This is a genomic window from Pseudomonas sp. PH1b (assembly GCF_000633395.1).
Taxonomy (GTDB): domain Bacteria; phylum Pseudomonadota; class Gammaproteobacteria; order Pseudomonadales; family Pseudomonadaceae; genus Aquipseudomonas.
This window is the reverse complement of sequence record NZ_AYMU01000029.1, coordinates 53,644-78,499: the sequence shown is the minus strand read 5'-3', so window position 1 is coordinate 78,499 and position 24,856 is coordinate 53,644. Positions and strand designations below refer to the sequence as shown.

General features: G+C 63.5%; 28 protein-coding genes and 1 tRNA gene. 21 read left to right on the top strand and 8 right to left on the bottom strand.

What is annotated here, in order from left to right; all coding sequences use genetic code 11:
• Positions 1-75 precede the first annotated feature (75 nt).
• Positions 76-1,263, bottom strand: a complete 1,188-nt coding sequence (gene pobA / locus U873_RS0130305; RefSeq protein WP_025131821.1) for a 4-hydroxybenzoate 3-monooxygenase — start codon at positions 1,261-1,263, stop codon at positions 76-78.
• Between the two features lie 192 nt (positions 1,264-1,455).
• Between pobA and U873_RS0130300 the strand changes: the two genes are divergently transcribed.
• Entirely contained in the window at positions 1,456-2,346 is an 891-nt protein-coding gene (locus tag U873_RS0130300; RefSeq protein ID WP_025131820.1) for a helix-turn-helix domain-containing protein, read from the top strand.
• A 69-nt stretch (positions 2,347-2,415) separates the two neighbouring features.
• On the opposite strand, the gene U873_RS0130295 is transcribed toward U873_RS0130300, so the two are convergent.
• Together U873_RS0130295 and U873_RS0130290 are read right to left on the bottom strand one after the other, a co-directional pair.
• Complete coding sequence (locus tag U873_RS0130295; protein WP_025131819.1) at positions 2,416-3,633, bottom strand: MFS transporter; 1,218 nt, start codon at positions 3,631-3,633, stop codon at positions 2,416-2,418.
• Positions 3,634-3,787: 154 nt separating this feature from the next.
• Positions 3,788-4,693 (bottom strand): LysR substrate-binding domain-containing protein, encoded by a 906-nt coding sequence (locus U873_RS0130290; protein ID WP_025131818.1) that lies wholly within the window; start codon positions 4,691-4,693, stop codon positions 3,788-3,790.
• Between the two features lie 238 nt (positions 4,694-4,931).
• Here U873_RS0130290 and U873_RS0130285 point away from each other — a divergent pair, with 238 nt between their 5' ends.
• The 7 genes from U873_RS0130285 (at position 4,932) to U873_RS0130255 (ending at position 11,562) form a co-directional block, all read left to right on the top strand.
• The gene (locus U873_RS0130285) at positions 4,932-6,050 is read left to right on the top strand and encodes an ABC transporter ATP-binding protein (RefSeq protein WP_025131817.1); all 1,119 of its coding nucleotides are present in this window, start codon (positions 4,932-4,934) and stop codon (positions 6,048-6,050) included.
• Positions 6,051-6,065: 15 nt separating this feature from the next.
• Positions 6,066-6,986: an ABC transporter permease gene (locus U873_RS0130280; RefSeq protein WP_025131816.1), complete on the top strand. Its 921-nt coding sequence runs from the start codon at positions 6,066-6,068 to the stop codon at positions 6,984-6,986.
• Positions 6,986-7,792, top strand: a complete 807-nt coding sequence (locus U873_RS0130275; RefSeq protein ID WP_025131815.1) for an ABC transporter permease subunit — start codon at positions 6,986-6,988, stop codon at positions 7,790-7,792. Before U873_RS0130280 ends, U873_RS0130275 begins: the two co-directional genes overlap by 1 nt.
• Before the next feature lie 27 nt (positions 7,793-7,819).
• Positions 7,820-8,854: an extracellular solute-binding protein gene (locus U873_RS0130270; protein WP_025131814.1), complete on the top strand. Its 1,035-nt coding sequence runs from the start codon at positions 7,820-7,822 to the stop codon at positions 8,852-8,854.
• Positions 8,855-8,924: 70 nt separating this feature from the next.
• A complete protein-coding gene (locus tag U873_RS0130265) occupies positions 8,925-10,388 on the top strand; it encodes an amidase (RefSeq protein ID WP_025131813.1) in 1,464 nt (487 codons plus the stop codon).
• A 77-nt stretch (positions 10,389-10,465) separates the two neighbouring features.
• Positions 10,466-10,542: transfer RNA gene (locus U873_RS0130260), tRNA-Met, on the top strand.
• A 180-nt stretch (positions 10,543-10,722) separates the two neighbouring features.
• Positions 10,723-11,562 carry a 5'-nucleotidase, lipoprotein e(P4) family gene (locus U873_RS0130255; RefSeq protein WP_025131812.1) on the top strand — a complete coding sequence of 280 codons (840 nt, stop codon included), beginning with the start codon at positions 10,723-10,725 and terminating at the stop codon, positions 11,560-11,562.
• A gap of 59 nt (positions 11,563-11,621) precedes the next feature.
• Here the strand turns inward: U873_RS0130255 and U873_RS0130250 are convergent, their stop codons facing one another.
• Complete coding sequence (locus tag U873_RS0130250) at positions 11,622-12,614, bottom strand: cytochrome-c peroxidase (RefSeq protein WP_025131811.1); 993 nt, start codon at positions 12,612-12,614, stop codon at positions 11,622-11,624.
• 247 nt (positions 12,615-12,861) lie between these two features.
• On the opposite strand from U873_RS0130250, the gene ggt reads away from it, so the two are divergent.
• From ggt to U873_RS0130195, 11 genes are all read left to right on the top strand, one after another.
• Positions 12,862-14,706 (top strand): gamma-glutamyltransferase, encoded by a 1,845-nt coding sequence (gene ggt, locus U873_RS0130245; RefSeq protein ID WP_025131810.1) that lies wholly within the window; start codon positions 12,862-12,864, stop codon positions 14,704-14,706.
• A gap of 154 nt (positions 14,707-14,860) precedes the next feature.
• Positions 14,861-15,355, top strand: a complete 495-nt coding sequence (locus U873_RS0130240; protein WP_025131809.1) for a GNAT family N-acetyltransferase — start codon at positions 14,861-14,863, stop codon at positions 15,353-15,355.
• A gap of 166 nt (positions 15,356-15,521) precedes the next feature.
• Positions 15,522-15,842 carry a hypothetical protein gene (locus U873_RS0130235; protein WP_029978771.1) on the top strand — a complete coding sequence of 107 codons (321 nt, stop codon included), beginning with the start codon at positions 15,522-15,524 and terminating at the stop codon, positions 15,840-15,842.
• On the top strand, positions 15,829-16,146 hold the full coding sequence (locus U873_RS0130230) for a DNA-binding transcriptional regulator (protein WP_025131808.1): 318 nt from the start codon (positions 15,829-15,831) through the stop codon (positions 16,144-16,146). Before U873_RS0130235 ends, U873_RS0130230 begins: the two co-directional genes overlap by 14 nt.
• A 465-nt stretch (positions 16,147-16,611) precedes the next feature.
• Complete coding sequence (locus U873_RS0130225; protein WP_025131807.1) at positions 16,612-16,878, top strand: DUF3077 domain-containing protein; 267 nt, start codon at positions 16,612-16,614, stop codon at positions 16,876-16,878.
• Positions 16,879-16,993: 115 nt separating this feature from the next.
• Complete coding sequence (locus U873_RS0130220) at positions 16,994-17,296, top strand: type II toxin-antitoxin system HigB family toxin (RefSeq protein ID WP_025131806.1); 303 nt, start codon at positions 16,994-16,996, stop codon at positions 17,294-17,296.
• 5 nt (positions 17,297-17,301) lie between these two features.
• Positions 17,302-17,673, top strand: a complete 372-nt coding sequence (locus tag U873_RS0130215; protein WP_015637007.1) for a type II toxin-antitoxin system HigA family antitoxin — start codon at positions 17,302-17,304, stop codon at positions 17,671-17,673.
• 78 nt (positions 17,674-17,751) lie between these two features.
• Positions 17,752-18,564 carry a MerR family transcriptional regulator gene (locus tag U873_RS0130210; protein WP_025131805.1) on the top strand — a complete coding sequence of 271 codons (813 nt, stop codon included), beginning with the start codon at positions 17,752-17,754 and terminating at the stop codon, positions 18,562-18,564.
• Between the two features lie 133 nt (positions 18,565-18,697).
• Entirely contained in the window at positions 18,698-19,414 is a 717-nt protein-coding gene (locus U873_RS0130205; RefSeq protein WP_025131804.1) for a polyphenol oxidase family protein, read from the top strand.
• Positions 19,411-19,866 (top strand): GNAT family N-acetyltransferase, encoded by a 456-nt coding sequence (locus U873_RS0130200; protein WP_025131803.1) that lies wholly within the window; start codon positions 19,411-19,413, stop codon positions 19,864-19,866. The genes U873_RS0130205 and U873_RS0130200 overlap by 4 nt, the downstream gene beginning before the upstream one ends.
• A 98-nt stretch (positions 19,867-19,964) precedes the next feature.
• Positions 19,965-20,546: a membrane protein gene (locus tag U873_RS0130195; protein WP_025131802.1), complete on the top strand. Its 582-nt coding sequence runs from the start codon at positions 19,965-19,967 to the stop codon at positions 20,544-20,546.
• Positions 20,547-20,555: 9 nt separating this feature from the next.
• Here U873_RS0130195 and U873_RS0130190 read toward each other — a convergent pair whose 3' ends face one another.
• The 4 genes from U873_RS0130190 to U873_RS0130175 all read right to left on the bottom strand — a co-directional run bounded on the left by U873_RS0130190 (position 20,556) and on the right by U873_RS0130175 (position 23,282).
• Positions 20,556-20,909 carry a gamma-glutamylcyclotransferase family protein gene (locus U873_RS0130190; RefSeq protein ID WP_025131801.1) on the bottom strand — a complete coding sequence of 118 codons (354 nt, stop codon included), beginning with the start codon at positions 20,907-20,909 and terminating at the stop codon, positions 20,556-20,558.
• 30 nt (positions 20,910-20,939) lie between these two features.
• Positions 20,940-22,034, bottom strand: a complete 1,095-nt coding sequence (ddlA, locus tag U873_RS0130185; RefSeq protein WP_025131800.1) for a D-alanine--D-alanine ligase — start codon at positions 22,032-22,034, stop codon at positions 20,940-20,942.
• A gap of 52 nt (positions 22,035-22,086) precedes the next feature.
• Positions 22,087-22,566, bottom strand: a complete 480-nt coding sequence (locus U873_RS0130180) for a GNAT family N-acetyltransferase (protein ID WP_025131799.1) — start codon at positions 22,564-22,566, stop codon at positions 22,087-22,089.
• Positions 22,567-22,640: 74 nt separating this feature from the next.
• Positions 22,641-23,282, bottom strand: a complete 642-nt coding sequence (locus U873_RS0130175; RefSeq protein ID WP_025131798.1) for a LysE family translocator — start codon at positions 23,280-23,282, stop codon at positions 22,641-22,643.
• Between the two features lie 242 nt (positions 23,283-23,524).
• Between U873_RS0130175 and U873_RS0130170 the strand changes: the two genes are divergently transcribed.
• Together U873_RS0130170 and U873_RS0130165 are read left to right on the top strand one after the other, a co-directional pair.
• Positions 23,525-24,334: an AraC family transcriptional regulator gene (locus U873_RS0130170; RefSeq protein WP_025131797.1), complete on the top strand. Its 810-nt coding sequence runs from the start codon at positions 23,525-23,527 to the stop codon at positions 24,332-24,334.
• Positions 24,335-24,413: 79 nt separating this feature from the next.
• Entirely contained in the window at positions 24,414-24,809 is a 396-nt protein-coding gene (locus U873_RS0130165; RefSeq protein WP_025131796.1) for a cupin domain-containing protein, read from the top strand.
• Positions 24,810-24,856 lie beyond the last annotated feature (47 nt).

Below are 24,856 nucleotides of genomic sequence, written 5' to 3'. Positions count from 1 at the left end.
GTCTCTCCAGTGACTGATCCGCAGCCGAATACGCCGAGACCGCCCCTGCCCGGGGACGGTTTCGGCGCTTTCAATTCAGCAGACTTCTTCGTAAGGCAGGCCCACATAGTTCTCGGCAATGTTCACCAGGCCTGCGTGGGAGTTGAGGAAATACTCGCGATCGGCCTGCTGCATCTTGTGATCCCAGGCGTCCTGATGCTCACCGAAATCGTGCAGCAGGTTGGTCATGAACCAGCTGAAACGCTCGCCCTTCCACACCCGGCGCAAGGCCAGCTCCGAGTATTTTTCCAGCAGGTCGGTGCGCCCTTCCTGATAGACCTTGACCAGGATGCGGTACAGGTAGCACACGTCGGAAGCCGCCAGGTTCAGGCCCTTGGCCCCAGTGGGCGGCACGATATGAGCGGCGTCGCCCACCAGGAACAGCTTGCCGTACTGCATCGGCTCCACCACATAGCTGCGCAGCGGCGCGATGCTCTTCTCCAGAGACGGCCCTTGCACCAGTTGCTCCGCCACCTCCTGTGGCAGGCGCTTGGCAAGCTCGCTCCAGAAGCGCTGGTCGGACCAATCCTCGACCTTGTCGGTCAGCGGCACTTGCAGGTAATACCGGCTGCGGGTCAGGGAGCGCTGGCTGCAAAGCACAAAACCGCGCTCATGCTGGCCGTAGATCAACTCATGGTTGACCGGCGGGGTATCGGACAGCAGCCCCAGCCAGCCGAACGGGTACTCGCGTTCATAGTGGGTGAGCACCGCCTCGGGAATGCTCTTGCGCGCCACCCCATGAAAACCGTCGCAGCCGGCGATGTAGTCGCAGTCGATGCGGTGCTGCTGGCCGTCTTTCTCATAGGTGAGGTAGGGCTGCCCGTCCTGCATGCCATGGGGCTGCACATTGTCCGCCGAGTAGATGATCGGCGCGCCACTGGCGGCACGGGCTTGCATCAGGTCGCGGGTGACTTCGGTCTGACCATAGACCATCACCGTCTTGCCGCCGGTCAGGGCCTTGAGGTCGATGCGCACGCGCTTGCCGCCCATCAACAACTCGACCCCTTCGTGAACCAGGCCTTCGGCATCCATGCGCTGGGCCACCCCGGCCTCGCGCAGCATGTCCACGGTGCCTTGTTCCAGCACCCCGGCCCGGATCCGTCCGAGGACATAATCTGCGGTCTGGCGTTCGACAATCACTGTCTGGATGCCGGCCTTGTGCAGCAGTTGGCCAAGAAGCAGGCCCGAAGGCCCGGCGCCGATAATCGCAACCTGAGTTTTCATTGTTGTCGTCTCACAAGGGCATTCCAGTCGCCCGCTGGGCGAAGGCTGGAATTTATGGTTATTGTTGTACCCCTGCATTTTTGCCGACAAAAACCTGAATAAATGGTGATTAGCCGCTGTAAAAATGCACTTTTGAAAACAGCGTTCGATTATCGATCATTCCAGCCATGCAGATCCGCCAGGGCACGCCCCATGAAAGCCAAGCTCTCCAGCATCCCCGTGTTCAAGCTCTATGGCGAAAACCAGGCCTGGCCGACACCGGACCTGCTGCACTGCGAATCGATCCCCAAGCGCAGCAGCCTGCACCACTGGGAGATCAAGCCCCACCGCCACGCCGACCTCTACCAGTTGCTGTATGTGCAGCGGGGCCAGGCGCTGGTGGAGGTCGAAGGACGGCGCCAGGAAGTGCGTGAAGCGGCGATCCAGGTCGTGCCGCCGCTGATGGTCCACGGCTTTCAGTTTTCCGAGAACATCGAAGGCTACGTGCTGACCCTCGGCGCTCCACTGGTGACCCAACTGGAAGCGCAGCTGGGCGCCCCCCTGACCGTGCTCGCCGCCTCCGGCTACTACCCGGTGGGCCGTGACCGCAACACCCTCAACACCCTGTTCAAAGCCCTGCTGCATGAGTACGAAGGCAGCGCCTCGGCCCGCGACCTGCTCCTGCATTCGCTGGTCAATGTGCTGATGGTATGGATCAGTCGCCGTGGCCAGCAGAACAGCGTGCCCGGCAACCGCAGCGAACGTAATCAGCACCTGCTGGGGCACTTCATCAAGCTGGTGGAGCAGCACTACCAGGAGCACCCCAGCGTGGAATCCCTGGCCCACCGGATCGGCCTGTCCAGCGTGCACCTCAACACCCTGTGCCGGGAACTGGCCGGGCAAACCGCGCTGCAGATCATCCACCAGCGCCTGATGCTGGAGGCCAAGCGCGGCCTGATCTACACCAACATCAGCATCAGCCAGCTGTCCGACAACCTGGGCTTCAGCGATCCGACCTATTTCTCGCGCTTCTTCAAGCGCCTGGCTGGCCAGTCGCCCAATGCCTTTCGCCAGGCGGCCGGTCAGGATCAGCAAGTGCCCTGAAGAGCTCCAGAAACAAAACGCCCGAGGCTTGGACCTCGGGCGTTTTTCTTGCCGATGCCGTTCAGGCCATCACGCTTTCCTGGTGCGCGGCAGGAAAATCGCCAGCACCCCGAACAGCGGCAGGAACGAGCACAGGAAGTAGACATACTCGATGCCATGGATGTCCGCCAGGTGCCCCAGCAAGGCCGCACCGATGCCACCGAAACCGAACATCAGGCCGAAGAACACCCCGGCGATCATGCCGACGTTGCCCGGCACCAGTTCCTGGGCATAGACCACGATGGCAGAGAACGCCGAGGCCAGGATAAAGCCGATCACCACGCTCAGGACGCTGGTCCAGAACAGATCGACATGGGGCAGCAGCAGGGTGAACGGCGCCACCCCCAGGATCGAGAACCAGATCACCGCCTTGCGCCCGATCTTGTCGCCGATGGGGCCGCCGAAGAAGGTTCCCGCCGCTACCGCGCCAAGGAAGAGGAACAGGTGCAACTGCGAACTGGCCACCGACAGGTCGAACTTCTCGATCAGGTAGAAGGTGAAATAGCTGGTAAAGCTGGCCATGTAGAAGTACTTGGAAAACACCAGCAACCCGAGGACCACGAGGGCGCTGATCACCCGCTTCCGGGAAAGGCCATGGGTGGCCGCCTGGCCCTGCTTGAGCTTGTACAGGCGCAGATGATTGGCGTACCAGCGGCTGATGGCGTACAGCACCACCAGGGCAAACAGCGCGAACAGGCCGAACCAGGCCACGTTGCCCTGGCCGTAGGGAATGATGATGGCCGCCGCCAGCAAGGGGCCGAAGGCGGTGCCGGCATTGCCGCCGACCTGGAAGCTCGATTGCGCCAGGCCATAGCGCCCGCCCGAGGCCAGCCGCGCGACCCGCGAGGCTTCCGGGTGAAAGGTCGAGGAGCCGATGCCGATCAGCCCGGCCGCCAGCAGGATCAGGGGAAAGCTGCCCACCTGGGACATCATCAGGATGCCGACCAGGGTGCAGATCATGCCCGCCGGCAGCAAAAACGGTTGCGGCCGCCGGTCGGTGTAGTAGCCCACCCAGGGTTGCAGCAACGACGCCGTGAGCTGGAAGGTCAGGGTGATCAGGCCGACCTGGGTAAAGCTCAGGCCGTAGTTGCTCTTGAGCATCGGGTAGATCGCCGGCAACACCGCCTGGATCAGGTCGTTGATCAAATGCGCCAGGGCCACCGCGCCGATGATGCGCAAGACCAGTGGACTGCTTTGCGAAGCAGGGGAAGCCGTCGTTGCGACGGTCTGAGGGTTGCTGCTAGCCATAGGATTTTCCGTACAACGGGTGGGTGCACAGGTGCGGGTGCGCCAATGTGCCATTTTTCAATGGGGTCGCGCCATCCCATTAGCTTGCTAACGACCTCTTCCCGTCAGTGCAGGCAAGCGCCATGGCAGACGGCGCCGGGGCCTGCTGTGCCGCTCACTGGCTGATGTGCGCCTCGGGAAAATCCGCTTCCAGCTCGGCCTTGAGCCACTGGACGAACCACTCCACATCCGCCGACCACTCATTGTGGGGGGGCAGTACCCGGTAGCTTTCCAGCTTGACCTGATCCTCCAGCACCCGCACCAGCCGGCCGGCCTTGAGCTCCTCGCGCACCAGCACTTCGTTGGCCAGGGCAATGCCCTGCCCGCTCTCGGCCACCGACAAGGCATGGTCGTTGTTCACGTAGATCAGGTCGGAACTGAGGTGGATATCCAGGCCATTGGCGGCAAACCACATGTTCCACCACTCGCCATCATCGAAGTGGATCAGCTCGTGCCGCGCCAAGTCCGCCGGAACCGTGACCGGTTCGATGCTGGCCAGGTAGGCCGGGGTGCAGATGGGAAACACCCGGGGGCAGATCAGGCTCACCCGGGACTCGGGGTACTGCCCGTCCAGGCCGTAGGCGATCCCCAGGTCGCTGGTCCTGGCGTCGACTTCGGTAAAGGTCGAGTTCGGCTCGATGGCGAACTTCAGGCCCGGCCGCAGGTGACGCAGGGCTTCCAGGCGCGGGGTCAGCCAACGCTTGGCAAACCCGGGCACCACCATGATCCGCAGCCAGCGTTCGGCGGCCCTGGGCTGGGCTTCGCGCCCGGCCTCGATGATCAACTGCAGGGCAGCGGCGATCTTGCGGTGGTATTTCTCCCCCGCGCTCGTCAAGGTCACGCCGCGAGAGGTGCGTTCAAACAGCTGCACCCCAAGCCATTCCTCCAGCAGCTTCACATGCCGGCCAATGGCGGGCTGGGTCACGTGCAAGGCCTTCGAGGCTTCGACGTAGCTGCCCAGGCGGGCGGCGGCATCAAAGGCACGCACGGCATTCAACGGCGGCAAACGCTGGTCGACCATGGTTTCGCAGGCTCTTGGCTATTAAATTTTTTAACAGCTCGTATGTTAAAATTGATGTTTCGCCCCTGCAACCCCTCACTGATAATCAGCCCAGCACAAAACAACAAGAACGCCCGGAACGCCCGAAAAGAAAGGCTTTCCACACACCCGAACATCTCGATCCTGCCCAAAAAAATAATATCCATGGCCCGACGGCGCGACCCTGCCGACAGGGCGATGGGGGAATCGGAGGTAAGGCATGAATGCCCTGCATTCGCTGCAAACGCTGGCGGTGTCCATCCGCTCGGTGCGCAAGGTCTACGGCGATCCACACAGCGGCCCGGTGGCCCTGAAGCACATCGACCTGGACATCCGCGACAACGAATTCTTCACCCTGCTCGGCCCGTCCGGCTGCGGCAAGACCACCCTGCTGCGGATGATCGCCGGGTTCGAATTCCCGACCCAGGGCGAGATCCTCCTCTATGGCGAGAACATCGCTGACCGGCCGCCCTTCGAGCGCCCGGTGAACACGGTGTTCCAGCACTACGCCCTGTTTCCCCACATGACCCTGGCCGAGAACCTGGCCTTCGGCCTGGAGTCCCGGCCCATGGGCCAGGTGCTGAGCAAGGCGCAGATCGCCGAGCGGGTGCGCGAGATGCTGGCCCTGGTGCAGATGGAACGCTTCGCCGGGCGCAAGCCCAACCAGCTCTCCGGCGGCCAGCAGCAGCGCATTGCCCTGGCCCGGGCCCTGGCGCCCCATCCCAAGGTGCTGCTGCTGGACGAACCGCTATCGGCCCTGGACCTCAAGCTGCGCCAGGCCATGCGTGAAGAACTCAAGACCATCCAGGCCAAGACCGGCATCACCTTCATCTTCGTCACCCATGACCAGGAAGAAGCCCTGACCCTGTCCGACCGCATCGCTGTGCTCTCCGAAGGCGAAGTTCAGCAAGTGGGCCGCCCGGAAGAAATCTACGAGCAGCCGCGCAACCGCTTCGTCGCCGACTTCATCGGCGAAACCAACTTTATCCAGGCCACCGTCAGCCGTGTCGAATCGGGCCTGGCCTGGTTCAGCGGGCCCGCCGGGCAGACACTGCCGGCGCAACCGTGCAGCGCGGCCCAGATCGGCCAGCAGGTCACCCTGTCGGTGCGTCCGGAGCGCCTGCACCTGCGCAGTGACGCCGTGGAAGGCGCCCTGGCGTGCCGTATCGAGGCGCTGATCTACCTGGGCACCGACCTGCAATACCAGGTCAGCCTCGGCGACGGCACGCGCCTCACCGTACGCACGCCCAACAGCCTCGAACATAACCCGCGCCTGAACGTAGGCAGCAGTGCCGGGTTGCTGTTCGAGCGCGGCAGCGCCAGCGTCCTGCTGGATTGACCACGAGGATTCGCCATGCACGCTTCTTCGATTTCCCAGCACCTGGAACGGCGCAAGGCCCTGCGCAGCTTTCTCGGGGTCAGCCCGGCCCTGGTCGCCATCGGCCTGTTCCTGATCGTGCCGATCCTTATTGTCATCGGCTACTCACTGATGGAAGCCAACCCCTACGGCGGGGTGAACAAGGTCTTCAGCAGCGACGCCTACACCTCATTGCTGTTCGAACGGCAACTGGACGACAGCCTGGCCTTCGCCGACTCCTACCTGCTGATCGCCCTGCGTTCCATCGGTATCGCCGGGTTGACCACGGTGATCACCCTGCTGATCGGTTTTCCGGTGGCGGTGTGGCTGGCCATGCAACCGGTGCAGCGACGCGGCCTGCTGATCTTCCTGATCACCGTGCCGTTCTGGGCCAACCTGCTGATCCGCACCTACGCCTGGATCCTGCTGCTGCGCAACACCGGGGTGATCAACAACAGCCTGATGGGCCTGGGGATCATCCACGAGCCGCTGCAACTGCTGTACACCGACGGCGCGGTGCTGCTGGGGCTGGTCTACACCTACGCGCCCTTCGTGGTACTGCCGATCTACGCCACCCTGGAAAAGATGGACACCCGCCTGCTGGAAGCCGCCCAGGACCTCTACGCCGGGCGCATTCGTACCCTGCGCAAGGTGGTGCTGCCGATCGCCAAGCCGGGAATCTTCGCCGGCGCCATCCTCACCTTCGTGCCGTGCCTGGGGGCCATGATCGCCCCGGAACTGCTGGGCGGCGGGACCAAGATGATGCTCGGCAACCTGATCTTCCGCCAGTTCAGCGATGCCCGTAACTGGCCCTTCGGCGCCGCCCTGTCCCTGGTGCTGATGGCCGCGGTGATGCTGGTACTGACCGTCTACGCCCTGCGTGCCCAACGCCAGCGAACCCTCCAGGAAGGTGCATGATGATCAGCCTGTTCAAGCGCAACGGCCTCGGCGTCCAGGACTTTCCCGGCTTCGGTGGCTTCAGCTTTCTGTTCTACCTGTACCTCTACGCGCCGATCCTGGTGCTGGTGGTGTTTTCCTTCAACGCCAACCAGTCGGCCACGGTGTGGAGCGGCTTCAGCCTCGACTGGTACCGCGCCGCGTTCGCCAACCAGGCCCTGCGCCAGGCGGCCGGCAACAGCCTGCTGATCGCCGTGTGCGCCAGCATGGCGGCCACCGCCATCGCCACCCTGGCGGCCCTGGGCACTTCACGCGGGGCGAAATTCAAGGGCCTGCAACTGTCCATGGGCGCCATCATGCTGCCCCTGGTGCTGCCGGAAATCGTCGTCGGCGTGGCCACCCTGGCGCTGTTCTCCACCCTGGGGCTGTCCCTGGGCTACGGCAACCTGATCATCGCCCACACGGTGTTCTGCATCCCCTTCGCCTACCTGCCGATCCGCGCCCGCCTCAACGACATGGACCTGTCCCTGGAGCACGCTGCGGCGGACCTGTACGCCGGCCCCTGGCGCACCTTTCGCAAGGTCACCCTGCCGCTGCTGATGCCGGGGATCGTCTCCGGGTTGATGCTGGCCTTCATCGTGTCCCTGGATAACTTCGTGATCTCGATGATGGTGTCCCAGGCCGGTACCACCACCTTGCCGATCTTCATCTTCGGCCTGTTGCGCATGGGCGTGACACCCGACGTCAACGCCGTGTCGACGCTGATCCTCGGCGTCTCGGTGCTGTTCGTCAGCCTCTCTTACCTGTTGAGCAAGAAACACGCTTGAACCTTCCACTGACCCTGGGGAAATGCCATGAGCAAGTTGATCGCAAGTCTGGGTACCTCGCTGCTGCTGAGCCTGCCACTGGCGGTGCAGGCCGCCGAGAAACTCAACGTCGTGAGCTGGAGCGGCTACTTTTCGCCGGAAATCCTCGCCAAGTTCCAGAAACAGACCGGTATCGAGGTCACGGTGGACTCCTACGATTCCAACGAAACCCTGCTGGCCAAGCTGAAACAGGGCGGCACCGGCTACGACGTGGCGATCCCCTCCCACCAGTTCATCCCGATCCTGGTCAAGGAGCAGTTGCTGGAGCGCTTCGACCCGGCCAAGCAGCCCTACTACGCCAGCGTGGTCGACAACCTGAAGAACCCCACCTGGGACCCGGAAGGCGCCTACTCGGTGCCGTTCATCTGGGGCACCACCAGCGTGGTGCTCAATGCCGAGCGCTACCAGGGCCCGAGCGACAGCTACAAGGTGCTCTACCAGCCGCCGGCCGAACTGCAGGGGCGGATCAACATGTTCGACTCGGTCAGTGAAGTGATCGACATGGCCAGCCTGTACCTGGACATCCCGCTGTGCAGCGAAGACCCCAAGCAGATGCAGCAGATCCTCACCCTGCTCAAGACGCAGAAGCCCTTCGTCAAGACCTACAGCTCCAAGGCCGGTTCGATCCGCGAGAACCTGGCGGCCGGGGAAATCGACATGTCGATGTTCTGGGGCGGCTCGTCGATGCGCGCCCGGGAAATGAAACCCAGCCTGAAATACCTCTACCCGAAGGAAGGCGTGCTGGCCTGGGTGGACAACATGGTCATCCCCAAGGGCAGCAAGAACCCGGCGAACGCCAAGGCCTTCATCGCCTTCCTCAGCCAGCCTGAGAACGCCGCCATGACCCAGAACTTCCTCAAGCACCAGAGCCCGATCAAGGGCGTCGAACCCTTCCTCGACGCCGGCCTCAAGGACGCCCCCGAGCTGCACATTCCCGAGGGCACCAAGGTGGTCTTCAGCCAGACCTGCGGCGAAGGCGCAATCCGCCTCGCCGACCGCCTGTGGACCAACCTGATGCGCTAAGCAGCGTTGACTTGCCGCCCCGGCCTGGATGCCGGGGCGTTTCTAAAGCCGTTTGAAAGGCCCTTCTGCCATGATCGCCAAGCCCCCCAGCGAACTGGTCCTGCTCCAGGCCCATGAACTCGCCGAGCGTATCCGCCTGCGTCAGGTTTCCTGCCGGGAAGTGATGCAGACCTACCTTGCCCACATCGAAAGCTACAACCCCAAGGTCAATGCCCTGGTCAGCCTGCAACCGGCCGAAGCCCTGCTGGCCCAGGCCGAGCAGCGCGACGCCGAACTGGCCCATGGCGAATACCGCGGCTGGATGCACGGCCTGCCCCACGCCATCAAGGACCTGTCCCTGACCCAAGGCATCCGCACCACCCTGGGCTCGCCGCTGTACCGGGATTTCATTCCCCAGCGCGACGGCATCATGGTGGAGCGGATCAGGGCCGCCGGGGCGATCCTGATCGGCAAGAGCAACACCCCGGAATTCGGCCTCGGCTCGCAAACCTACAACCCGCTGTTCGGCGCCACCGGCTGCGCCTATGACCCGAGCAAGACTGCCGGCGGCAGCAGTGGCGGCGCAGCGGCGGCCCTGGCCCTGCACCTGGTGCCGGTGGCCGACGGCAGCGACATGATGGGCTCGCTGCGCAACCCGGCGGCCTTCAACAACATCTTCGGCTTCCGCCCGTCCCAGGGCCGGGTGCCCTTCGACGACAGCAGCGACTTGTTCTTCGACCAGCTCGGCTACGAAGGCCCCATGGCCCGCAGCGTGCGCGACGCCGCCCTGCTGCTGTCGGTGCAGGCAGGCGGCGATGCCCGGGCACCGCTGTCCATCGCCGAATCCGGCCAGGGCTTTGCTGCCCCGCTGGAACGCGACTTCAAGGGCACGCGCCTGGGCTGGCTGGGGAACTTCAACGGTTACCTGCCGATGGAAAAGGGCCTGCTGGAACTCTGCGAGAAAGCCTTGGGGGATTTCCGCAACCTGGGTTGCAGCGTCGAACCGGCCACGCCCGACTTCGCCCCCGAACGCCTGTGGAGCAGCTGGCGTACCCTGCGCCACTGGATGGTCGCCGGCTCCTTGGGCAGTGCCTATGCCGACCCACACAAACGCGCACAGCTCAAGGACGAAGCCCTCTGGGAAGTGGAGAACGGCCTCAAACTGCCCGCCAGCCAGGTGTTCGAAGCCTCGGTGACGCGCAGCGACTGGTACCGCGCCATTTCAAAACTGTTCGAACGCTTCGACTACCTGCTGCTGCCCAGCGCCCAGGTCTTCCCCTTCGACAAGAACATCCCCTGGCCGCGCAGCATCGAAGGCGTGTCCATGGACACCTATCACCGCTGGATGGAGGTGGTGATTCCCGGCACCTTGTCCGGTTGCCCGGTGGCCAGCGTGCAGGCTGGCTTCAACGCCGACGGCCTGCCCATGGGCTTGCAGATCATCGGCCGGCACCAGGCCGACTTCGCCGTCCTGCAATTGGCCCACGCCTACGAACAGGCCAGCCGCTGGTTCCAGCGCTGCCCGTCGCCGCTGTTTTCCGGGGGGAAGGGATAAACGGTTGATAGCGTAGATAATTTTTTTATAAAAACGCTTGACGCATTGCCGTTCCGAGCGAATAATGCGCGCCACTTGGCTACATAGCTCAGTTGGTTAGAGCATAGCATTCATAATGCTGGGGTCCGGGGTTCAAGTCCCTGTGTAGCCACCAAGTACTAAAAACGGCTTACCGCAAGGTAGGCCGTTTTTTTATGCCCGCAGAAAAGTGCCGGGGATTACGCCGGATTGATCCACAAACGCGACACCTGCATTGAGCCCCCGCCCGGGGTGAGATAGAACACCGGGGCAGTGTTTGTGAGAGCTGCGCAATCCTCACTTCAAGGGCTCGAAAATGAAAATAAAAACCACCGGAACTGCGGTCGCTCCCTGGCTCTTCTCGCTTCTGGCGATGACCTGTACCTCGGCCCTTGCCGATCAGGCCGTCACCCCGCCGTCCAACCTGCTGACCGCCGCCGTGGCCTGGAAACAGACCGCCGCCGAATTCGAAGCGCTGTACTACCAGGGCTTCAACGTGGCGCGCATGCAGCTGGATCGAGCCCTGCAGGCACACAAACCAGGCGACCGCCCCCTGGCGATCATCAGCGATGTCGACGACACCGTGCTCAGCAGCAACAGCTACTGGGGCTACATGATCAACTCGGGGAAGGAGTTCTTCGACGACGACGCCTGGGATCAATGGGTGGCCGAGAACGGCCCCGTCGCCACGCCCGGAGCGGTGGAGTTCCTCAACTACGCCCAGTCCAAGGGGGTCGAGGTGTTCTATGTCACCAGCCGTGACCAAGGCGAAAAGACCTATGAATACGCCCTGGCCAACCTGCGCAACAGCAAGCTGCCATTCGCCGATGACAAGCACCTGACGGTATATCGCGACAGCTCCAACAAGGAGCCGCGGCAAACCGAGATCGCCAAGGACTACCAGGTGGTGCTGATGCTCGGAGACAACCTCAACGACTTCAAACGCAAGTACTACGTGGCCGACGTCAAGCAGCGCAGCAGCCTGATGAACGAAGACAAGGAACAGTTCGGGCGCAAGTTCATCCTCTTCCCCAACCCCACCGACGGCCATTGGCTGAAGGCGATCTTCGGCGACTCCGAACCGCCGGCCACTCCGGAAAACCGGGCCAAGTTCAAGGCTGCGGCCGCTGCCAACGCCTGGCAGGCAAAGCCCTGACACCACCAACGGGCAACACGTCGGAATAAAAAACCGCAGCAGGCTGCGGTTTTTTTCGCTCAATTGAAAGGTTGCGGACGCGGCGTCTGCGCTGTGGAGGGCGGCAGGATCGGCAGCTTGAAGTCCGGTTGGTCGCCGGTCAGCGTTTCAAGGAAGGCTACGATCTGGCTGATCTCCTCGTTGCCCAGCTTGCGTCCCAGCTGCAGGCGAGCCATCACGTCCACTGCCTCTTCCAGTTTCCAGTACGCGCCGTCGTGGAAGTAGGGATAGGTCAAGGCCACGTTCCTCAAGGTCGGCACCTTGAAGCGCATCCGGTCGGCGTCCTTGCCGGTCAGCCCGGCAACGCCTTGGGCCGGGTTCTGTGTGGCATAGGGTTCGATCATGCCCATTTTCTGAAAGGAGCTGCCGCCCACGGCCTCGCCGTTGTGGCAGGCCACGCAACCGATGGACTTGAACAGTTGATAGCCCTTCAGCGCGGTCGGGCTGATGGCCGCCTTGTCACCCTGCAGCCAGCGGTCGAACGGTGCGTTGGGGGTCACCAGGGTCGCTTCGAATGCGGCGATGGCATGGGTGACGTCCTCGAACTTGATGCCTGCGTCGCCGTAGAGCTGTTTGAAAGAGGCGCGGTACTGGGGAATGGAGCGCAGCACGTCCACCGCCAGTTCATGGCTGGAGCCCATTTCTCCCGGGTTGGTGATAGGGCCGCCGGCCTGTTCCTGGAGGGTGGCCGCACGGCCATCCCAGTATTGGGCGAAGCTCAGGCCGGAGTTGAGCACGGTGGGCGAGTTGATCGGCCCCTGGTGCCAGTTATGCCCGATGGAAGTCGGCAGGTTGTCGCTGCCGCCCATGCTCAGGTTGTGGCAGGAGTTGCAGGAAATGAAACCGGACTTGGACAGGCGCGGATCGAAGAACAGTTGCTTGCCCAACTCGACCTGGCCGGCGTCCATGATCTTGGCCGGCTGCACCGGCAAGATCGGCTCGTTCAGCGCCTCCCCCCGTACCTCGCCCCCCAGCATCAATCCAAAAAGAAGTATCCATTTACGACTGTGCATGACGTCCTCTCATCAGGCTTATAGTTTTGATCACCATGTGCCCAATACCCCCCTGATGCCCTGATGCAGATCAATCGACGAGCCAAGTTGCAGGCCGGTCCGATCAGGCGATGACGGCTTGCGCTGGCCCGGCCTCGCCCAAGGCAAATGCATCGCGTCGCCCTTCACAGGCCCAACGGCTCGCTCCAGTGCTGTACATTTCCCCTCACGGACGACACCTCATTCCCCAGTGAACGGAGCTCAACGCGTGTTCTCGATCTTCCATCCGCGTCACCGCCGGCTTGCCAGCCTCACCCTCCTGGCCGCGGCCCTCAGCCTCGGCGCCTGCCACAACCCGCCCGCCTCCAACAGCGCTCCTGCCCTGCCCACCGCTCCGGAGATCGCCTCAGGCTACCGCACCGACATGCAGGTCCGGCACGCCGCCAAACACATGGCGGCAGCCGCCAACCCGCTGGCCGCCGAGGCCGGGCGCGAGATGCTGCGCAAGGGTGGGTCGGCCATCGATGCGGCGATTGCCATGCAGGCCGTGCTGACCCTGGTGGAGCCGCAGTCCTCGGGGATCGGTGGTGGCGCAATGATCGTGCTCTGGGACGGCAAAGCCGTGCGCACCTATGACGGCCGGGAAACCGCTCCTGCCGGCGCCACCGAGAAGCTGTTCCTGCAGGCAGACGGCAAGCCCATGCCGTTCCCCCAGGCACAGATCGGCGGGCGTTCGGTGGGCACTCCGGGGGTGTTGCGTGCCCTGGAAATGGCCCATCAGCAGCATGGCCGCCTGCCCTGGGCGCAGTTGTTCGAACCGGCGATCCGCCTGGCCGAGCAAGGCTTTGCTATCTCGCCACGGCTGCACACCATGATCAGCGCCGACCCGTTCCTGCCGCGCTCGCCGGACATGGCCACGTACTTCCTGAACGCCGACGGCACACCGAAGGCCGTGGGCACCCTGCTGAAGAACCCGGCCCTGGCAGCAGTGCTCAAGCGCATCGCCAAGGAAGGCCCGGACGCCCTGTACAAGGGCCCGATAGCCGCCGAGATCGTGGCCAAGGTACAGGGCCATGCCAACCCCGGCAGCCTGTCGCTCAATGACCTGCAAGGCTACCGCGCCAAGGAACGTGCGCCGCTGTGCAGCGACTACAAGCGCTGGCAGGTATGTGGCATGCCGCCGCCCTCTTCCGGCGGCGTGGCGGTGGCGCAGATCCTCGGCACCCTGCAGGCCCTTGAACAGCGCGACCCGCGCTACGCCCTGGCCAACCTCAAGCCGCAGAAAACCAACCTGCCCGCAGGCCTTGAGCCGGCGCCACAAGCGGTCCACCTGATCGCCGAGGCCGAGCGTCTCGCCTACGCCGACCGCGGCCTGTACGTGGCCGACAGCGACTTTGTACCGGTGCCGGTGGCCGGCCTTATCGCCCCGGACTACCTGGCCCAGCGTGCCGCGCTGATTGGCGAGCGCAGCATGGGCAAGGCCGAACCGGGCAAGCCCCAGGGCATCCGCGTGGCCTACGCACCGGACCGTTCGCCGATGCGCATCTCCACCTCGCAAGTGGTGGCGGTGGATGACCTGGGCGGCGCCGTGTCCATGACCACCACGGTGGAAGCGGCCTTTGGTTCGCACCTGATGGTCCAGGGCTTCATGCTCAACAACCAGATGACCGACTTCTCCTTCGTCCCCGAGGAAAACGGCCTGCCGGTGGCCAACCGCGTGCAGCCGGGCAAGCGCCCACGCTCGTCCATGGCGCCGACCCTGGTCTTCGACCGCACCAGCGGCGAACTGCTGGCCAGTGTCGGCTCCCCCGGTGGCTCGCAGATCATCGAGTACGTGGCCAAGTCGGTGGTCGGCATGCTCGACTGGAACCTCGACCCGCAAGCCGCCGTCGGCCTGCCCAACTTCGGCAGCCGCAACGGCCCTACCGAACTGGAACAGGGGCAATTCAGCCCGGCGCTGAAACAGGCGCTGCAAGCCAAGGGGCATGAGCTCAACGAGATCGACATGACCAGCGGCACCCAGGCCATCGTTCGTGTGCGCGATGCTCAGGGCAAGGCATCCTGGGCTGGCGGCGCCGATCCACGGCGCGAGGGGGAAGCGCTGGGGGATTGAGGGTTATCGAATGAACCCAAGGGCTGGCCGTGAGGCTGGCCCTTTTTTGTGGGCGGGGAACCAGGGCGCTGTATGCAAAATTTTGCGACAGTCTGTGTCTGACCCGGCCTGGGGATCTGCCCTAGCATCGTCCCTGTCCACCGAGGAACCGACGATGAGCGAGATTGCAACCGACCTTGATATCCCGGGCCTGAGCCCACGATGCCTGACGCCCCAGGACCTTGAACTGATCTGCCGCCATCGCCAGGCGATGTTTCTCGATGCGGGCAAGGACCTCTGCACCTTGCAAGTGATGACCGAGCACTTTCGCCCCTGGTTGCGCGAACGCCTGGAGGACGGCCGCTACTACGGCTTCGCCCTGCTGGACGGGGAGCAGAGCGTGGCCAGCATCGGCCTGATGAGCATCGACTGGCCGCCCCACCCTTCCCATCCGACCCAGGATCAACGCGGCTACGTGCTCAACGTCTACGTCGAACCGGCCTACCGGCGCCGCGGCCTGGCGTCGGCGCTGATGAAACTGGCGGAGGCCGAGTTCAGCCAGCGCGGGCTGGGCTTTGCCGTGCTGCATGCGACCGAGGCCGGCAGGCCGCTGTATCAGGGGCTGGGTTGGGCGGCCACCAGTGAGATGGCGAAGGTGTTGGAAGCTTGAGTGAGCGGCTCCGGGGCATGGATCACACACAAGAAAAAGAATGGCCTGACTGGATATCAGGACTCCGGTCATTGGAGTAGCAACGCCAGGTTCTTAATCTCTCAGGAGTCATCTCCTGGCCCCCGACATTGCCTCAAGGTACGTCAAAGACGTAGAATCCTCCCGCATGCTGACGATCATAGAATCTCCGCTGTTTTCCAAGCTCTGGCCCGATTACTGGACCGAAGAAGAGCGTGGAGAATTCATGACGTTTCTTGCCAACGACCCAGAGTCCGGCGTTGTCATCCCGGGCTCTGGCGGTTGCAGGAAAATCAGATGGAGCGTTGATGGACGTGGAAAAAGTGGCTCGGTGCGGGTCATCTATACCACTCAGCTCGCATGCGGTGCCCTGGTTGTGCTGGTGATGTATGGCAAAGGCGCTACCGAAAACATTCCAGCGCCTGTTCTGCGCAGAATTGCAAAGGAGATGAATCATGCCCCTTACTGAAAAAGAACTGTTGGAACGCGATGCCAAGCGCAATATCGGCCAAGAGCTTCTGGAAGCGATCATCGATGTCAAAGCCGGCCGGCATGGCCATACCCATAACATGCCGATCACCAAGGCCGCCGAAGCGCGCGGTAAAACCGGGTTGTCGCAACCCAGATTTGCCCAACTGCTTGGCGTGTCGGTAAGGACCCTTCAAGAGTGGGAGCAAGGTCGGCGCTCGCCTTCCGGGGCTGCCCGCTCATTGCTGCACATCGCAATGCTCAGGCCAGATGTATTTCGTGAGGTGCTGGCACAGCCTCTGTAGCCTCTACCGCAGGCTGCGACAAGAACCGAAGGGCCTTCGGCGCCTGGGAGATCGCTGCGACCGTTTCGGTCGTTCGCAGCCTGCGGCAGCGGCTACAGGGGCGGTTCACAAAATGTCGCAGTAATGCCGTTGCGACTCCCCCTCCTCCAACCTATGGTTCGACCGTCGCTGCGAAATCAGCGAACAGGCTTGGCGGCCTGATAGAATCGAGGCGCAACAGCGCCCCCACCAATCATGCAGGCGCTTTTTTTGCGCCCGCATACCTGCGTTATGGCGGGTTGCGTGGGAGAACCTTCGGGTTCGCCGGTTCCTTGATTCCCGGTCCGCCAATCCTGCGCAATCCGCCACCCTGATCTGCTTGGCGGCAGACGGTGACGGTCCTTCGAATCAAGGAGTCGTGACCATGAACTGCTTCTGCAATCTGTTTCCCCCACACTTCCCGTCCCAAAAAACCGGAGGTGCCCGATGACCACTCAATCGCCCCTGACCACCCTCGGTGAAATCCGCTTTTCCCACTGCGGCGAACACTCGTATCCGCTGTTTCGGGTGAATGCCGACGTGCCGATCAACGACGCCCTGGAACACGCCTCGGCGCTGTTGCATCTGGCAAAGCAATTCACCCTGGAGGCGGCCATGGAGCCGCGGTGCGACCGCTATGCTTGGGCGGCACACTACCTGGCGGAGAGGGGCAAGGCACTGATGGACGGCGTGCACGCCACGCTCTCTGCATGACCTGATCGTCACCGAGCCGACGTCGCCTGCGCGGGCAGATCCAGCGATCTGCCCGTACATCGCCTGATGCACTTGGTGACTTGTTTAAGTCCCATGACGGGACTAGGATCGCGCCATGAGAATTATTGCAGTCAGTCAGTTGAAGGCCTTCTGGGAGAAGTACCCGGATGCAGAGCAGCCTTTACTGGCTTGGATCGATGAAGCAAGGAATGCCGAGTGGTCCAACCCTGCGCAGATCAAGGACCAGTATCGCAACGCGAGCATTCTCAAAAGCCGCAGGGTGGTCTTCAACATCAAGGGCAACGAGTATCGACTGATCGTTGCCGTGGCCTACCGCTTTGGTGCGCTGTACATCAAGTTCGTGGGCACTCACCAAGAGTACGACGCCATTGATGCCGACAGCGTAGACATGGAGTAACCCACATGAACATCCGCCCTATCCACACCGACCAGGACTACCGCGCCGCGCTGAAAAGCGTCTCGCCCCTGTTCGACAACGAACCGCAGCCCGGGACGCCTGAAGGCGATTACTTCGACGTGATGATCACCCTGATCGAGGCGTACGAGGCCAGGCAGTTTCCCCTGGACCTGCCCAACCCGATTGAGGCGATCAAGTTCCGCATGGAACAGTCCGGCTTGTCCGCCGCCGACCTGGCGCCCGCCATCGGCCGCACCAACCGCGTCTACGAGGTGCTCAACGGCAAGCGCGCGCTGACCCTGCCGATGATCTGGAAACTGCACCAACTGTTCGGCATCCCGGCCGAAAGCCTGATCAAGCCGATCAAATCGTCCTGAGCCGTGCTGCCGGGCTTGAGCTTGCCCTTGGGTAAAGGCTCAGCATGCCCCACAGCCCAACCACACCAAGGACGTTCCATGCTCACCATCGGACAAATGGCCCGCTGCCACAGCCTCACCACCAAAACCCTGCGCCATTACGACAGCATCAGCCTGTTCACCCCGGCCCTCACCGGCCGGGACAACGGCTACCGCTACTACAGCCCGGAACAGATCGTGCCCCTGGGTCGCATCGTCTGGCTGCGGCAGTTGGGCATGTCCCTGGAAGACATCCGCCAACTCGCGGACCAGGGCGGCCTGGACAGCGTGCTGCACATGCAGCAGTCGCTGCAGGAGCATGCCCGGCAGCTGGAAAGTGAGATTGCCCGCAGCCAGAAAGTGCTGGGCCACCTGCAACGCTACCTGGCCCAGCCACAGCGCCAGATTCCTGCCGCGCAGACACCGCAGAAGGTGTTCCTGGCCCGGCAACGGCTCATCGGCATGGCCTGGCAGCAGGATGACCCGGGCTCCATCGCCGAGCTCTGGCAACGCTTCGAACCCCGAGAACAGGAAATCCAGCGCCTGGCCGAGCCGGTGGGCACCTACGGCATCTGCCAGCCCCTGGAAGACGGCCAGTGGCGCTATGTGGCCGGCTTGCCAGTAGCCGACGACGCGCCCCTGGTGCCCGGAATGATCGAGCTCGACATCCCCGCCCGCCACTACGCCCGGGTCGAGCATCACGGCACCGTGGCCACCCTGCCGGAAACCTATCGCGCCGCCTACAGCGAATGGCTGCCTGCGGCCGGGCTGATGCCGATCGAAGCGGTGGAATTCGAATACACCGGCGAGCGTTTCCTGGGGCCCATGCACCCGGACAGCGTGGTGGAACTGTACATCCCGCTCAAGGCCTGAAATATCCGCAAGGCGGGCTGCCCCGCAGGCAACCGCTGGTCTGGCGCTGCCTTTGCAGCGCGGCCTGTCAGCAAAAGTGCCTCGGATACCGCTATGCTCTGCAGCCATTCCCAGGTTACCGAGCGAAGGCCCGATGAGTTTCCAGGCAGGTGTGTTGAACCAGATACCCGGCATCCGTCATGAGTTTTTGACCCTTGGCGCTGCCCTGCCGGCCAACCTGTTCTTCTGCTCGCAGGTCCACAGTGGCGAGGTGGTGCACGCCAGTACCACCCTGCCCAGCGGGATCATTCGCGGCGATGCGGTCCTCACCCATTCCAGCCGGCCCATCGCGGTGGTCACCGCCGACTGCCTGCCGTTGCTGATCAGCAGCGACGACGGTTCCTGGGTCGCGGCGGTGCACGGCGGCTGGAAAGGCCTGCATGGCGGGATCATCGCCAATGTGCTGCAACACTTCGCCAGCAAGGGCATCACCCCACGGCAATTGCGGGTGGCCATCGGCCCGTCGATCAAGCCCTGCTGCTATGAAGTCAGCGCCGACTTCATCGACACCCTGTCCGCCACTCAAGACCCGCAGTGGCCGGCCGCACAGGCACCCTGGAGCCGTAAGCAACCGGCCCCGCTGCTACCGCCGCAGATTCCGCCACCGCAACCGACCCAGGCCGATTCCCTGTGGTTCGACCTAAGCCGCTATGCCGTGCACTTGCTGCACGCCGCTGGCATCAATGATCAACAGATCGAAATCAGCGAGCTGTGCACCTACTGCTCGACCCCGGCCCTGGCCAGCTATCGTCGACGCGGGCACCGGGGTGAAGCCAAGGCCTTCCAGTATTCGTGGATCGGCCGCACATGAGCCTCGAGAGTGCACTACTCCCAACCTCCCTGAGCGACCTGGAAACCCTGGTCCAGATGCGCATCGCGGCCATGCGCGAAAGCCTTGAGCGCCTGGGGCGCTTCGATCCGCAGCGGGCCCGGGAGCGTTTTGCCGCAAGCTTCGCGGCCGAACGCTGCCACTTCATCCTCAGTGACGGGCATCCCGCGGGCTTTATCCAGAGCCAATCACACGGCGATCATCTGCGCCTGCAGCACCTGTACGTCCTACCGCAATTCCAAGGGCGGGGCCTCGGCGCCAAGGCCCTGGAGCCGCTTTTGGAACGCTCCGCCAACGAGCAACTACCCATCCACCTGGATGCGTTGCGCGGGAGTGACTCGAATCGTTTTTATCGACGCCTGGGTTTTGTTCAGGTGGGTGAAAGTGAATGGGATATTCACTACATTCGGCCGGCGGATCCGCCCCGGGCCTGAACCCGGTTCCGGTCGGCCACCGCGACCATGCTGGTTCTTGGCCAACAACCTGAGCTAACGTTGCCTCCTCCCCTTCAGACCCAACCCAAGGAGTGCCCGTGTCTGACAACCTCTATGCCCCGCCCCAGGCGGATCTGGTCGCCCCCTCGCCCGAGACAGCACAACAGCCGTTCTACGTGGTGTCCAGGGCCAAGTTCCTGACCCTGTACATCCTCACCTTCGGCATCTACCAGGTGTACTGGGCCTACAAGAACTGGCACCAGTTCAGGCACGCCAGCGGCCAGGAACTGTGGCCGGTGGCCCGGGCCTTCTTCGCGATCTTCTTCACTCATGCGCTGTACCGCGAAGCCGATGCAACGCTCAAGCGCGACGGCCGCAGCCATGACTGGCGGCCCGGTGAACTGGCAACCCTGTTTGTGGTGGGGGTGATCATCAACAACGTGGTGGACGCCCTGTCGCGCAAGAACATCGGCTACCCGGTGACCGACATTGCCAGCCTGGCGCTGCTGCCGGTAATGGCGTGGATCACCTGGCTCGGCCAGCGCGGCCTGAATGCCGCCGCGGGAGATCCCGAAGGCCGCAGCAACGCCCGTTTCACACCGCTGAACTATGTGTTCATCGTGCTCGGGGCGGTGCTGCTGGCCCTGGCGTGCATCGGGGTGATGCTGCCGCCGGAGTGAGCCGCAGACTCAGGCGCTGACGTAGACCCAGGCCTGGATACCGGAGGCCAGCTTCACGCTGACCCGCTGGTAGTCCGAGACTTCATAGCTGTCGGCAGCGGCCAGTTCTTCAGGGGTGATGCGAAACACCGTCCCGGCAATCGGTGCGCTGTCGGGACGGCCCGGGCGCAGGATCGGGTGATGGGTCTTGCCACTGGCGGCCAGCACCTGGGGATCGGTGATCTCGACCCAGTGCTGGTCGTAGCCGAGCATGGCGTCGGCGCTGCCACTCAACTCGCGGCCAAAGTTGGCGATCTGCACCGCCTTGTCCTGCAGGGTGCCGTAGGAAAACAGATAAACCGTTGCGTCTGTTGCCGCACTCATTCGTCACATCCTTAACCATGCTGATCGGCTTCAGCGGTTGATTTTCAAAGCCTGCCGTTCGGCATGGCGCTCCAGCGCCAGCTCGATCAGGCGGCTGACCAGCTCGCTGTAAGTCATGCCGGCAGCCTGCCAGAGTTTGGGGTACATGCTGATCCGGGTGAACCCCGGCAGCGAGTTGATTTCGTTGATCAGAACTTCACCGTCCGCGGTCAGGAACACATCGACCCGGGCCAGCCCGGAGCAACCCAGCACCTGGAACGCCTCGACGGCCAGGGTACGGATCCGCTCGCGGTGTTCATCGCTGATGTCCGCCGGCACCACCACCTGCGCCGCCTGGTCATCGATGTACTTGCTGTCGTAGGAATAGAAGCCGTTGCCGACCACGATTTCGCCACAACCGCTGGCAATCGGCTGGTCGTTGCCCAACACCGCACATTCGATTTCCCGACCGCTGATGGCCGACTCCACCAGCACCTTGTGGTCATAGTCCAGGGCCAGGGCCACGGCGGTCCGGTATTGAGCCTCGTTGTCGACCTTGCTCACCCCCACCGACGAGCCCTGGTTGGCCGGCTTGATGAACAGCGGCAGGCCGAGTTTTTCCACCGCCTGGGCAAAGCTCGTACGCGACGCCGTGGCCCGGGTCAGCGTGATGAAAGGGGTCACCGCCAGCCCGGCATCGCGCAGCAGGCGCTTGCTGATGTCCTTGTCCATGCACACCGCCGAGCCCAGCACATCCGAGCCCACGAACGGCAGGTCAGCCATGCGCAGCAAGCCTTGCAGGCAGCCATCCTCGCCGAGGGTGCCGTGGACGATGGGGAAGATCACATCGACGTGCCCGAGCAGTTCCTGGCTGGAGGTTTCCACCAGTTGCTGGCTGGCCTTGCCCGGCACCACCGCCAGCTCGCGGTTGGACTGGTTGAGGGCGATCAGCGCCGGGTTTTCCTGGTTGATCAGGAAGTTCGAGGTGTCGTTGAGGTGCCAGTGCCCCTGTTTGTCGATACCGATCAGCACCGGCTCGAAACGCATGCGATCCAGGGCATCGACGATATTGCGCGCCGACTGCAGCGACACTTCGTGTTCGGCCGAACGGCCACCAAAAATAATCCCGACCCGCAACTTGCTCATGACTGGTTTCCGTTGAAAAAAATGGTCTCTGGTTAGGCGTGGCCCGCAGGCGTCACTTCGGGCTGTAGCGCAGGTGGATCAGCGCCACCCGCTCCTGCTGCTTGTCCTGGCGCTCCTCGATGGCGAACGGCACGAACCCCAGCTTCGGATAGAACAGCAACCCCGCCACATTGCTGTTGAAGCAGGACAGGGTGACATCGCTGGCCTGATGCTTGCTGCGGGCGAGGTAGATCATCTGCCCGATCAACTGCGCCCCCAGGCCCACGCCGCGCACCTGGGGATCGACGATGACGTTGCCGATGGTGCAGGTGCCACCCTGCTCCCAGCGATAGAAGTTGGCAAAGCCCACTACCTGCCCGTCACGCTCGATCACCGTCGAGTCGCTGCGCTGGGCGATGGAGTCGCGCAACTGCTCGTGGGTCAGTGGCCAGGTGGCAGCGGGAAAGAAGAAATACAACTCCTGGGGATTGCCCACGAAACTGCAGATCCGCGGAATGTCCGCCTCTGCCACCGGGCGAAAAACAACAGCCATGTTCAGTCTCCTGATACGGGGACGGGTCGTCCTTGTTGGGGGGCGGATACTGGCCGGCGTAAGGCACCGGCCGTTCAGCGATTGGCCAGCAGATGCCCGCCGAACAGCACATAGCAACCACCGGCCAGACGGTCCAGCCAGCGCCGGGCCCGGGCATAGAACCCGGCCACCCGGCTGCTGGCGAAAAACAGCGCCACGCAGCAGTACCAGGACAGCGACAGGCCGGCCATGGTCAGCACCGCCAGCCCCAGTAGCAGAGGTGGCGGGGAGGCCGGCATCGAAGTGGCAAAAATGGTGGCCACGAACAGCGCCGACTTGGGGTTGGTCATGTTGCCGAGAAAGCCCAGCCGGTAGGCCGAGAACAGGCTGCGCGCAGCATGGCTCGCGCCATCGGTGGTCGGGGTCTCCAGGGCCAGTTTGCACTTGAACTGCTTGAGCCCCAGGTAGATCAGGTAACAGCCACCGGCAACCTTGAACAACACGAACAGCGTCGGCGCCGCGCTGAACAGCGATTTGATGCCCAAGCCTCCCGCCAGCCCCCAGAGCACGGTGCCGCTGGCCACCCCCAGGGCGGCGAACAGGCCATGGCGCCGCGAACAACCCGCCGCCAGTTGTGCAGTGGTGAAAAAGTTCGGCCCGGGGGTGATCACCGCCACGCTCCAGAGCAGGGCCAGCGACAACAACGGGGCGAGGTAAACCAGGTGTGAGGCGTACATGGGAACAGATGGCCATGAAGAGGGTCCGGGGGAACGACGCTACTCCACTCGCGCCTGCCCAGGCAACCGCCGATTGGCCTCGCAACCCGGCTCAGGCAGCAAGCCGTCGTGCAGCGCCGGCCCCCTCCTGCAAGCCGCCCTTCTTCCGGCAGAGCCGCTACGGCGTAGAACCGAGGGGCAAGACAGCCAGCGCGCCCCTGAGTTAACGTACGGCCCTTGGTTTCATCCATCAGGACCGTTCCATGGCCAAACCCCCAGCTGTCACCGACTGGGTTCACCGCGCACCAGCCGCCCGGGGCCTGGAACGCATCGAGGCGTTTTTCGCCGGCCACGGCTATGACATGCACCGCCATGACACCTACGCCATCGGCCACACCTTGCAGGGCGTGCAGAGCTTCCAGTACCGCGGCGGCTGGCGCCACAGCCTGCCGGGCGGGACCATGGTCCTGCACCCCGACGAAGCCCACGATGGCGAGGCTGGCACCCAGCAGGGCTTCCACTACCGCATGCTGTATGTCGAGCCGGCGCTGATCCAGCAGATCCTCGGCGGCCAGCCCCTGCCCTTCATCACCGGCGGCCTGTCCAATGACCCGCGGCTGTTCGCCGCTACCCAGACCCTGCTGCGCAGTGTCGACAGCCCCCTGGACCCGCTGGAACAGGAAGACGCTCTGTTCGACCTGGCTCACGCCCTGAACGCTGCCTGCGGGGTGGTCCGGCCTCGGCAGCGCTACGATTACGTAGCCGCCGAACGTGCCCGGGAGTACATCCACGGCGCCCTGGACCGGACCCTCACCCTGGACGAACTGGCGGCCCACAGTGAACGGGACCGCTGGAGCCTGTCGCGGGATTTTCGCCTGCTGTTCGGCACCAGTCCCTATCGCTACCTGAGCATGCGCCGCCTGGACCTGGTTCGGGCGCTGCTGGTGCAGGGCCAGCCCCTGGCCAACGCAGCGCTGATGGCCGGGTTTGCCGACCAGAGCCACATGACCCGGCAGTTTCGCCAGGCCTACGGCCTGCCGCCGGCGCGCTGGCTGAAAATGCTCCACCGCTGAACCACGCACAATCGTTCAAGAACCCGGCGCCGCGGCTGTTTACCCTCAGTGCTCTTTCATCACTGATGTGGACCGCACCATGCAGAACCCCACCGCCGCTACCGCCCAACGCACGTTCCAGAGCATCAATTTCGCCCACAAGCTCAGCCTGTTCAGCGAGCACTGGACGCCCAAGGTGATCGCCGAAATGAACGATTACCAGTTCAAGATCTCCAGGCTGCAGGGCGAATTCGTCTGGCACGCCCACGCCGATACCGATGAAACCTTCATCGTCCTCGATGGCCTGCTGCACATCGATTTTCGCGACGGCCGGGTGTCCATCGCCAGCGGCGAGATGTTCGTGATGCCCAAGGGCGTCGAGCACAAGCCCTGGGCCGAACAGGAGGTCAAGCTGCTGCTGATCGAGCCCAAGGGCGTACTCAATACCGGCGACCAGGGAGGCGAACGCACCGCCCAGAACGATGTCTGGATCTGATCCTCGGCCTTGAAGCTGCGAGGCGGAAAGGGAGTTTCTGCCTCAAC

What these genes read in the sequence shown, in the direction of transcription:
- ddlA (WP_025131800.1), bottom strand. Translation starts at nt 22,034, where the DNA reads ATGAGCAAGTTGCGGGTCGGGATTATTTTTGGTGGCCGTTCGGCCGAA.
- U873_RS0130265 (WP_025131813.1), top strand. Translation starts at nt 8,925, where the DNA reads ATGATCGCCAAGCCCCCCAGCGAACTGGTCCTGCTCCAGGCCCATGAA.
- U873_RS0130290 (WP_025131818.1), bottom strand. Translation starts at nt 4,693, where the DNA reads ATGGTCGACCAGCGTTTGCCGCCGTTGAATGCCGTGCGTGCCTTTGAT.
- U873_RS0130170 (WP_025131797.1), top strand. Translation starts at nt 23,525, where the DNA reads ATGGCCAAACCCCCAGCTGTCACCGACTGGGTTCACCGCGCACCAGCC.
- U873_RS0130270 (WP_025131814.1), top strand. Translation starts at nt 7,820, where the DNA reads ATGAGCAAGTTGATCGCAAGTCTGGGTACCTCGCTGCTGCTGAGCCTG.
- U873_RS0130295 (WP_025131819.1), bottom strand. Translation starts at nt 3,633, where the DNA reads ATGGCTAGCAGCAACCCTCAGACCGTCGCAACGACGGCTTCCCCTGCT.
- U873_RS0130240 (WP_025131809.1), top strand. Translation starts at nt 14,861, where the DNA reads ATGAGCGAGATTGCAACCGACCTTGATATCCCGGGCCTGAGCCCACGA.
- U873_RS0130235 (WP_029978771.1), top strand. Translation starts at nt 15,522, where the DNA reads ATGCTGACGATCATAGAATCTCCGCTGTTTTCCAAGCTCTGGCCCGAT.
- U873_RS0130280 (WP_025131816.1), top strand. Translation starts at nt 6,066, where the DNA reads ATGCACGCTTCTTCGATTTCCCAGCACCTGGAACGGCGCAAGGCCCTG.
- U873_RS0130225 (WP_025131807.1), top strand. Translation starts at nt 16,612, where the DNA reads ATGACCACTCAATCGCCCCTGACCACCCTCGGTGAAATCCGCTTTTCC.
- U873_RS0130230 (WP_025131808.1), top strand. Translation starts at nt 15,829, where the DNA reads ATGCCCCTTACTGAAAAAGAACTGTTGGAACGCGATGCCAAGCGCAAT.
- pobA (WP_025131821.1), bottom strand. Translation starts at nt 1,263, where the DNA reads ATGAAAACTCAGGTTGCGATTATCGGCGCCGGGCCTTCGGGCCTGCTT.
- U873_RS0130175 (WP_025131798.1), bottom strand. Translation starts at nt 23,282, where the DNA reads ATGTACGCCTCACACCTGGTTTACCTCGCCCCGTTGTTGTCGCTGGCC.
- U873_RS0130285 (WP_025131817.1), top strand. Translation starts at nt 4,932, where the DNA reads ATGAATGCCCTGCATTCGCTGCAAACGCTGGCGGTGTCCATCCGCTCG.
- U873_RS0130180 (WP_025131799.1), bottom strand. Translation starts at nt 22,566, where the DNA reads ATGGCTGTTGTTTTTCGCCCGGTGGCAGAGGCGGACATTCCGCGGATC.
- U873_RS0130220 (WP_025131806.1), top strand. Translation starts at nt 16,994, where the DNA reads ATGAGAATTATTGCAGTCAGTCAGTTGAAGGCCTTCTGGGAGAAGTAC.
- U873_RS0130215 (WP_015637007.1), top strand. Translation starts at nt 17,302, where the DNA reads ATGAACATCCGCCCTATCCACACCGACCAGGACTACCGCGCCGCGCTG.
- U873_RS0130300 (WP_025131820.1), top strand. Translation starts at nt 1,456, where the DNA reads ATGAAAGCCAAGCTCTCCAGCATCCCCGTGTTCAAGCTCTATGGCGAA.
- U873_RS0130210 (WP_025131805.1), top strand. Translation starts at nt 17,752, where the DNA reads ATGCTCACCATCGGACAAATGGCCCGCTGCCACAGCCTCACCACCAAA.
- U873_RS0130200 (WP_025131803.1), top strand. Translation starts at nt 19,411, where the DNA reads ATGAGCCTCGAGAGTGCACTACTCCCAACCTCCCTGAGCGACCTGGAA.
- U873_RS0130190 (WP_025131801.1), bottom strand. Translation starts at nt 20,909, where the DNA reads ATGAGTGCGGCAACAGACGCAACGGTTTATCTGTTTTCCTACGGCACC.
- U873_RS0130255 (WP_025131812.1), top strand. Translation starts at nt 10,723, where the DNA reads ATGAAAATAAAAACCACCGGAACTGCGGTCGCTCCCTGGCTCTTCTCG.
- U873_RS0130275 (WP_025131815.1), top strand. Translation starts at nt 6,986, where the DNA reads ATGATCAGCCTGTTCAAGCGCAACGGCCTCGGCGTCCAGGACTTTCCC.
- U873_RS0130165 (WP_025131796.1), top strand. Translation starts at nt 24,414, where the DNA reads ATGCAGAACCCCACCGCCGCTACCGCCCAACGCACGTTCCAGAGCATC.
- U873_RS0130250 (WP_025131811.1), bottom strand. Translation starts at nt 12,614, where the DNA reads ATGCACAGTCGTAAATGGATACTTCTTTTTGGATTGATGCTGGGGGGC.
- U873_RS0130205 (WP_025131804.1), top strand. Translation starts at nt 18,698, where the DNA reads ATGAGTTTCCAGGCAGGTGTGTTGAACCAGATACCCGGCATCCGTCAT.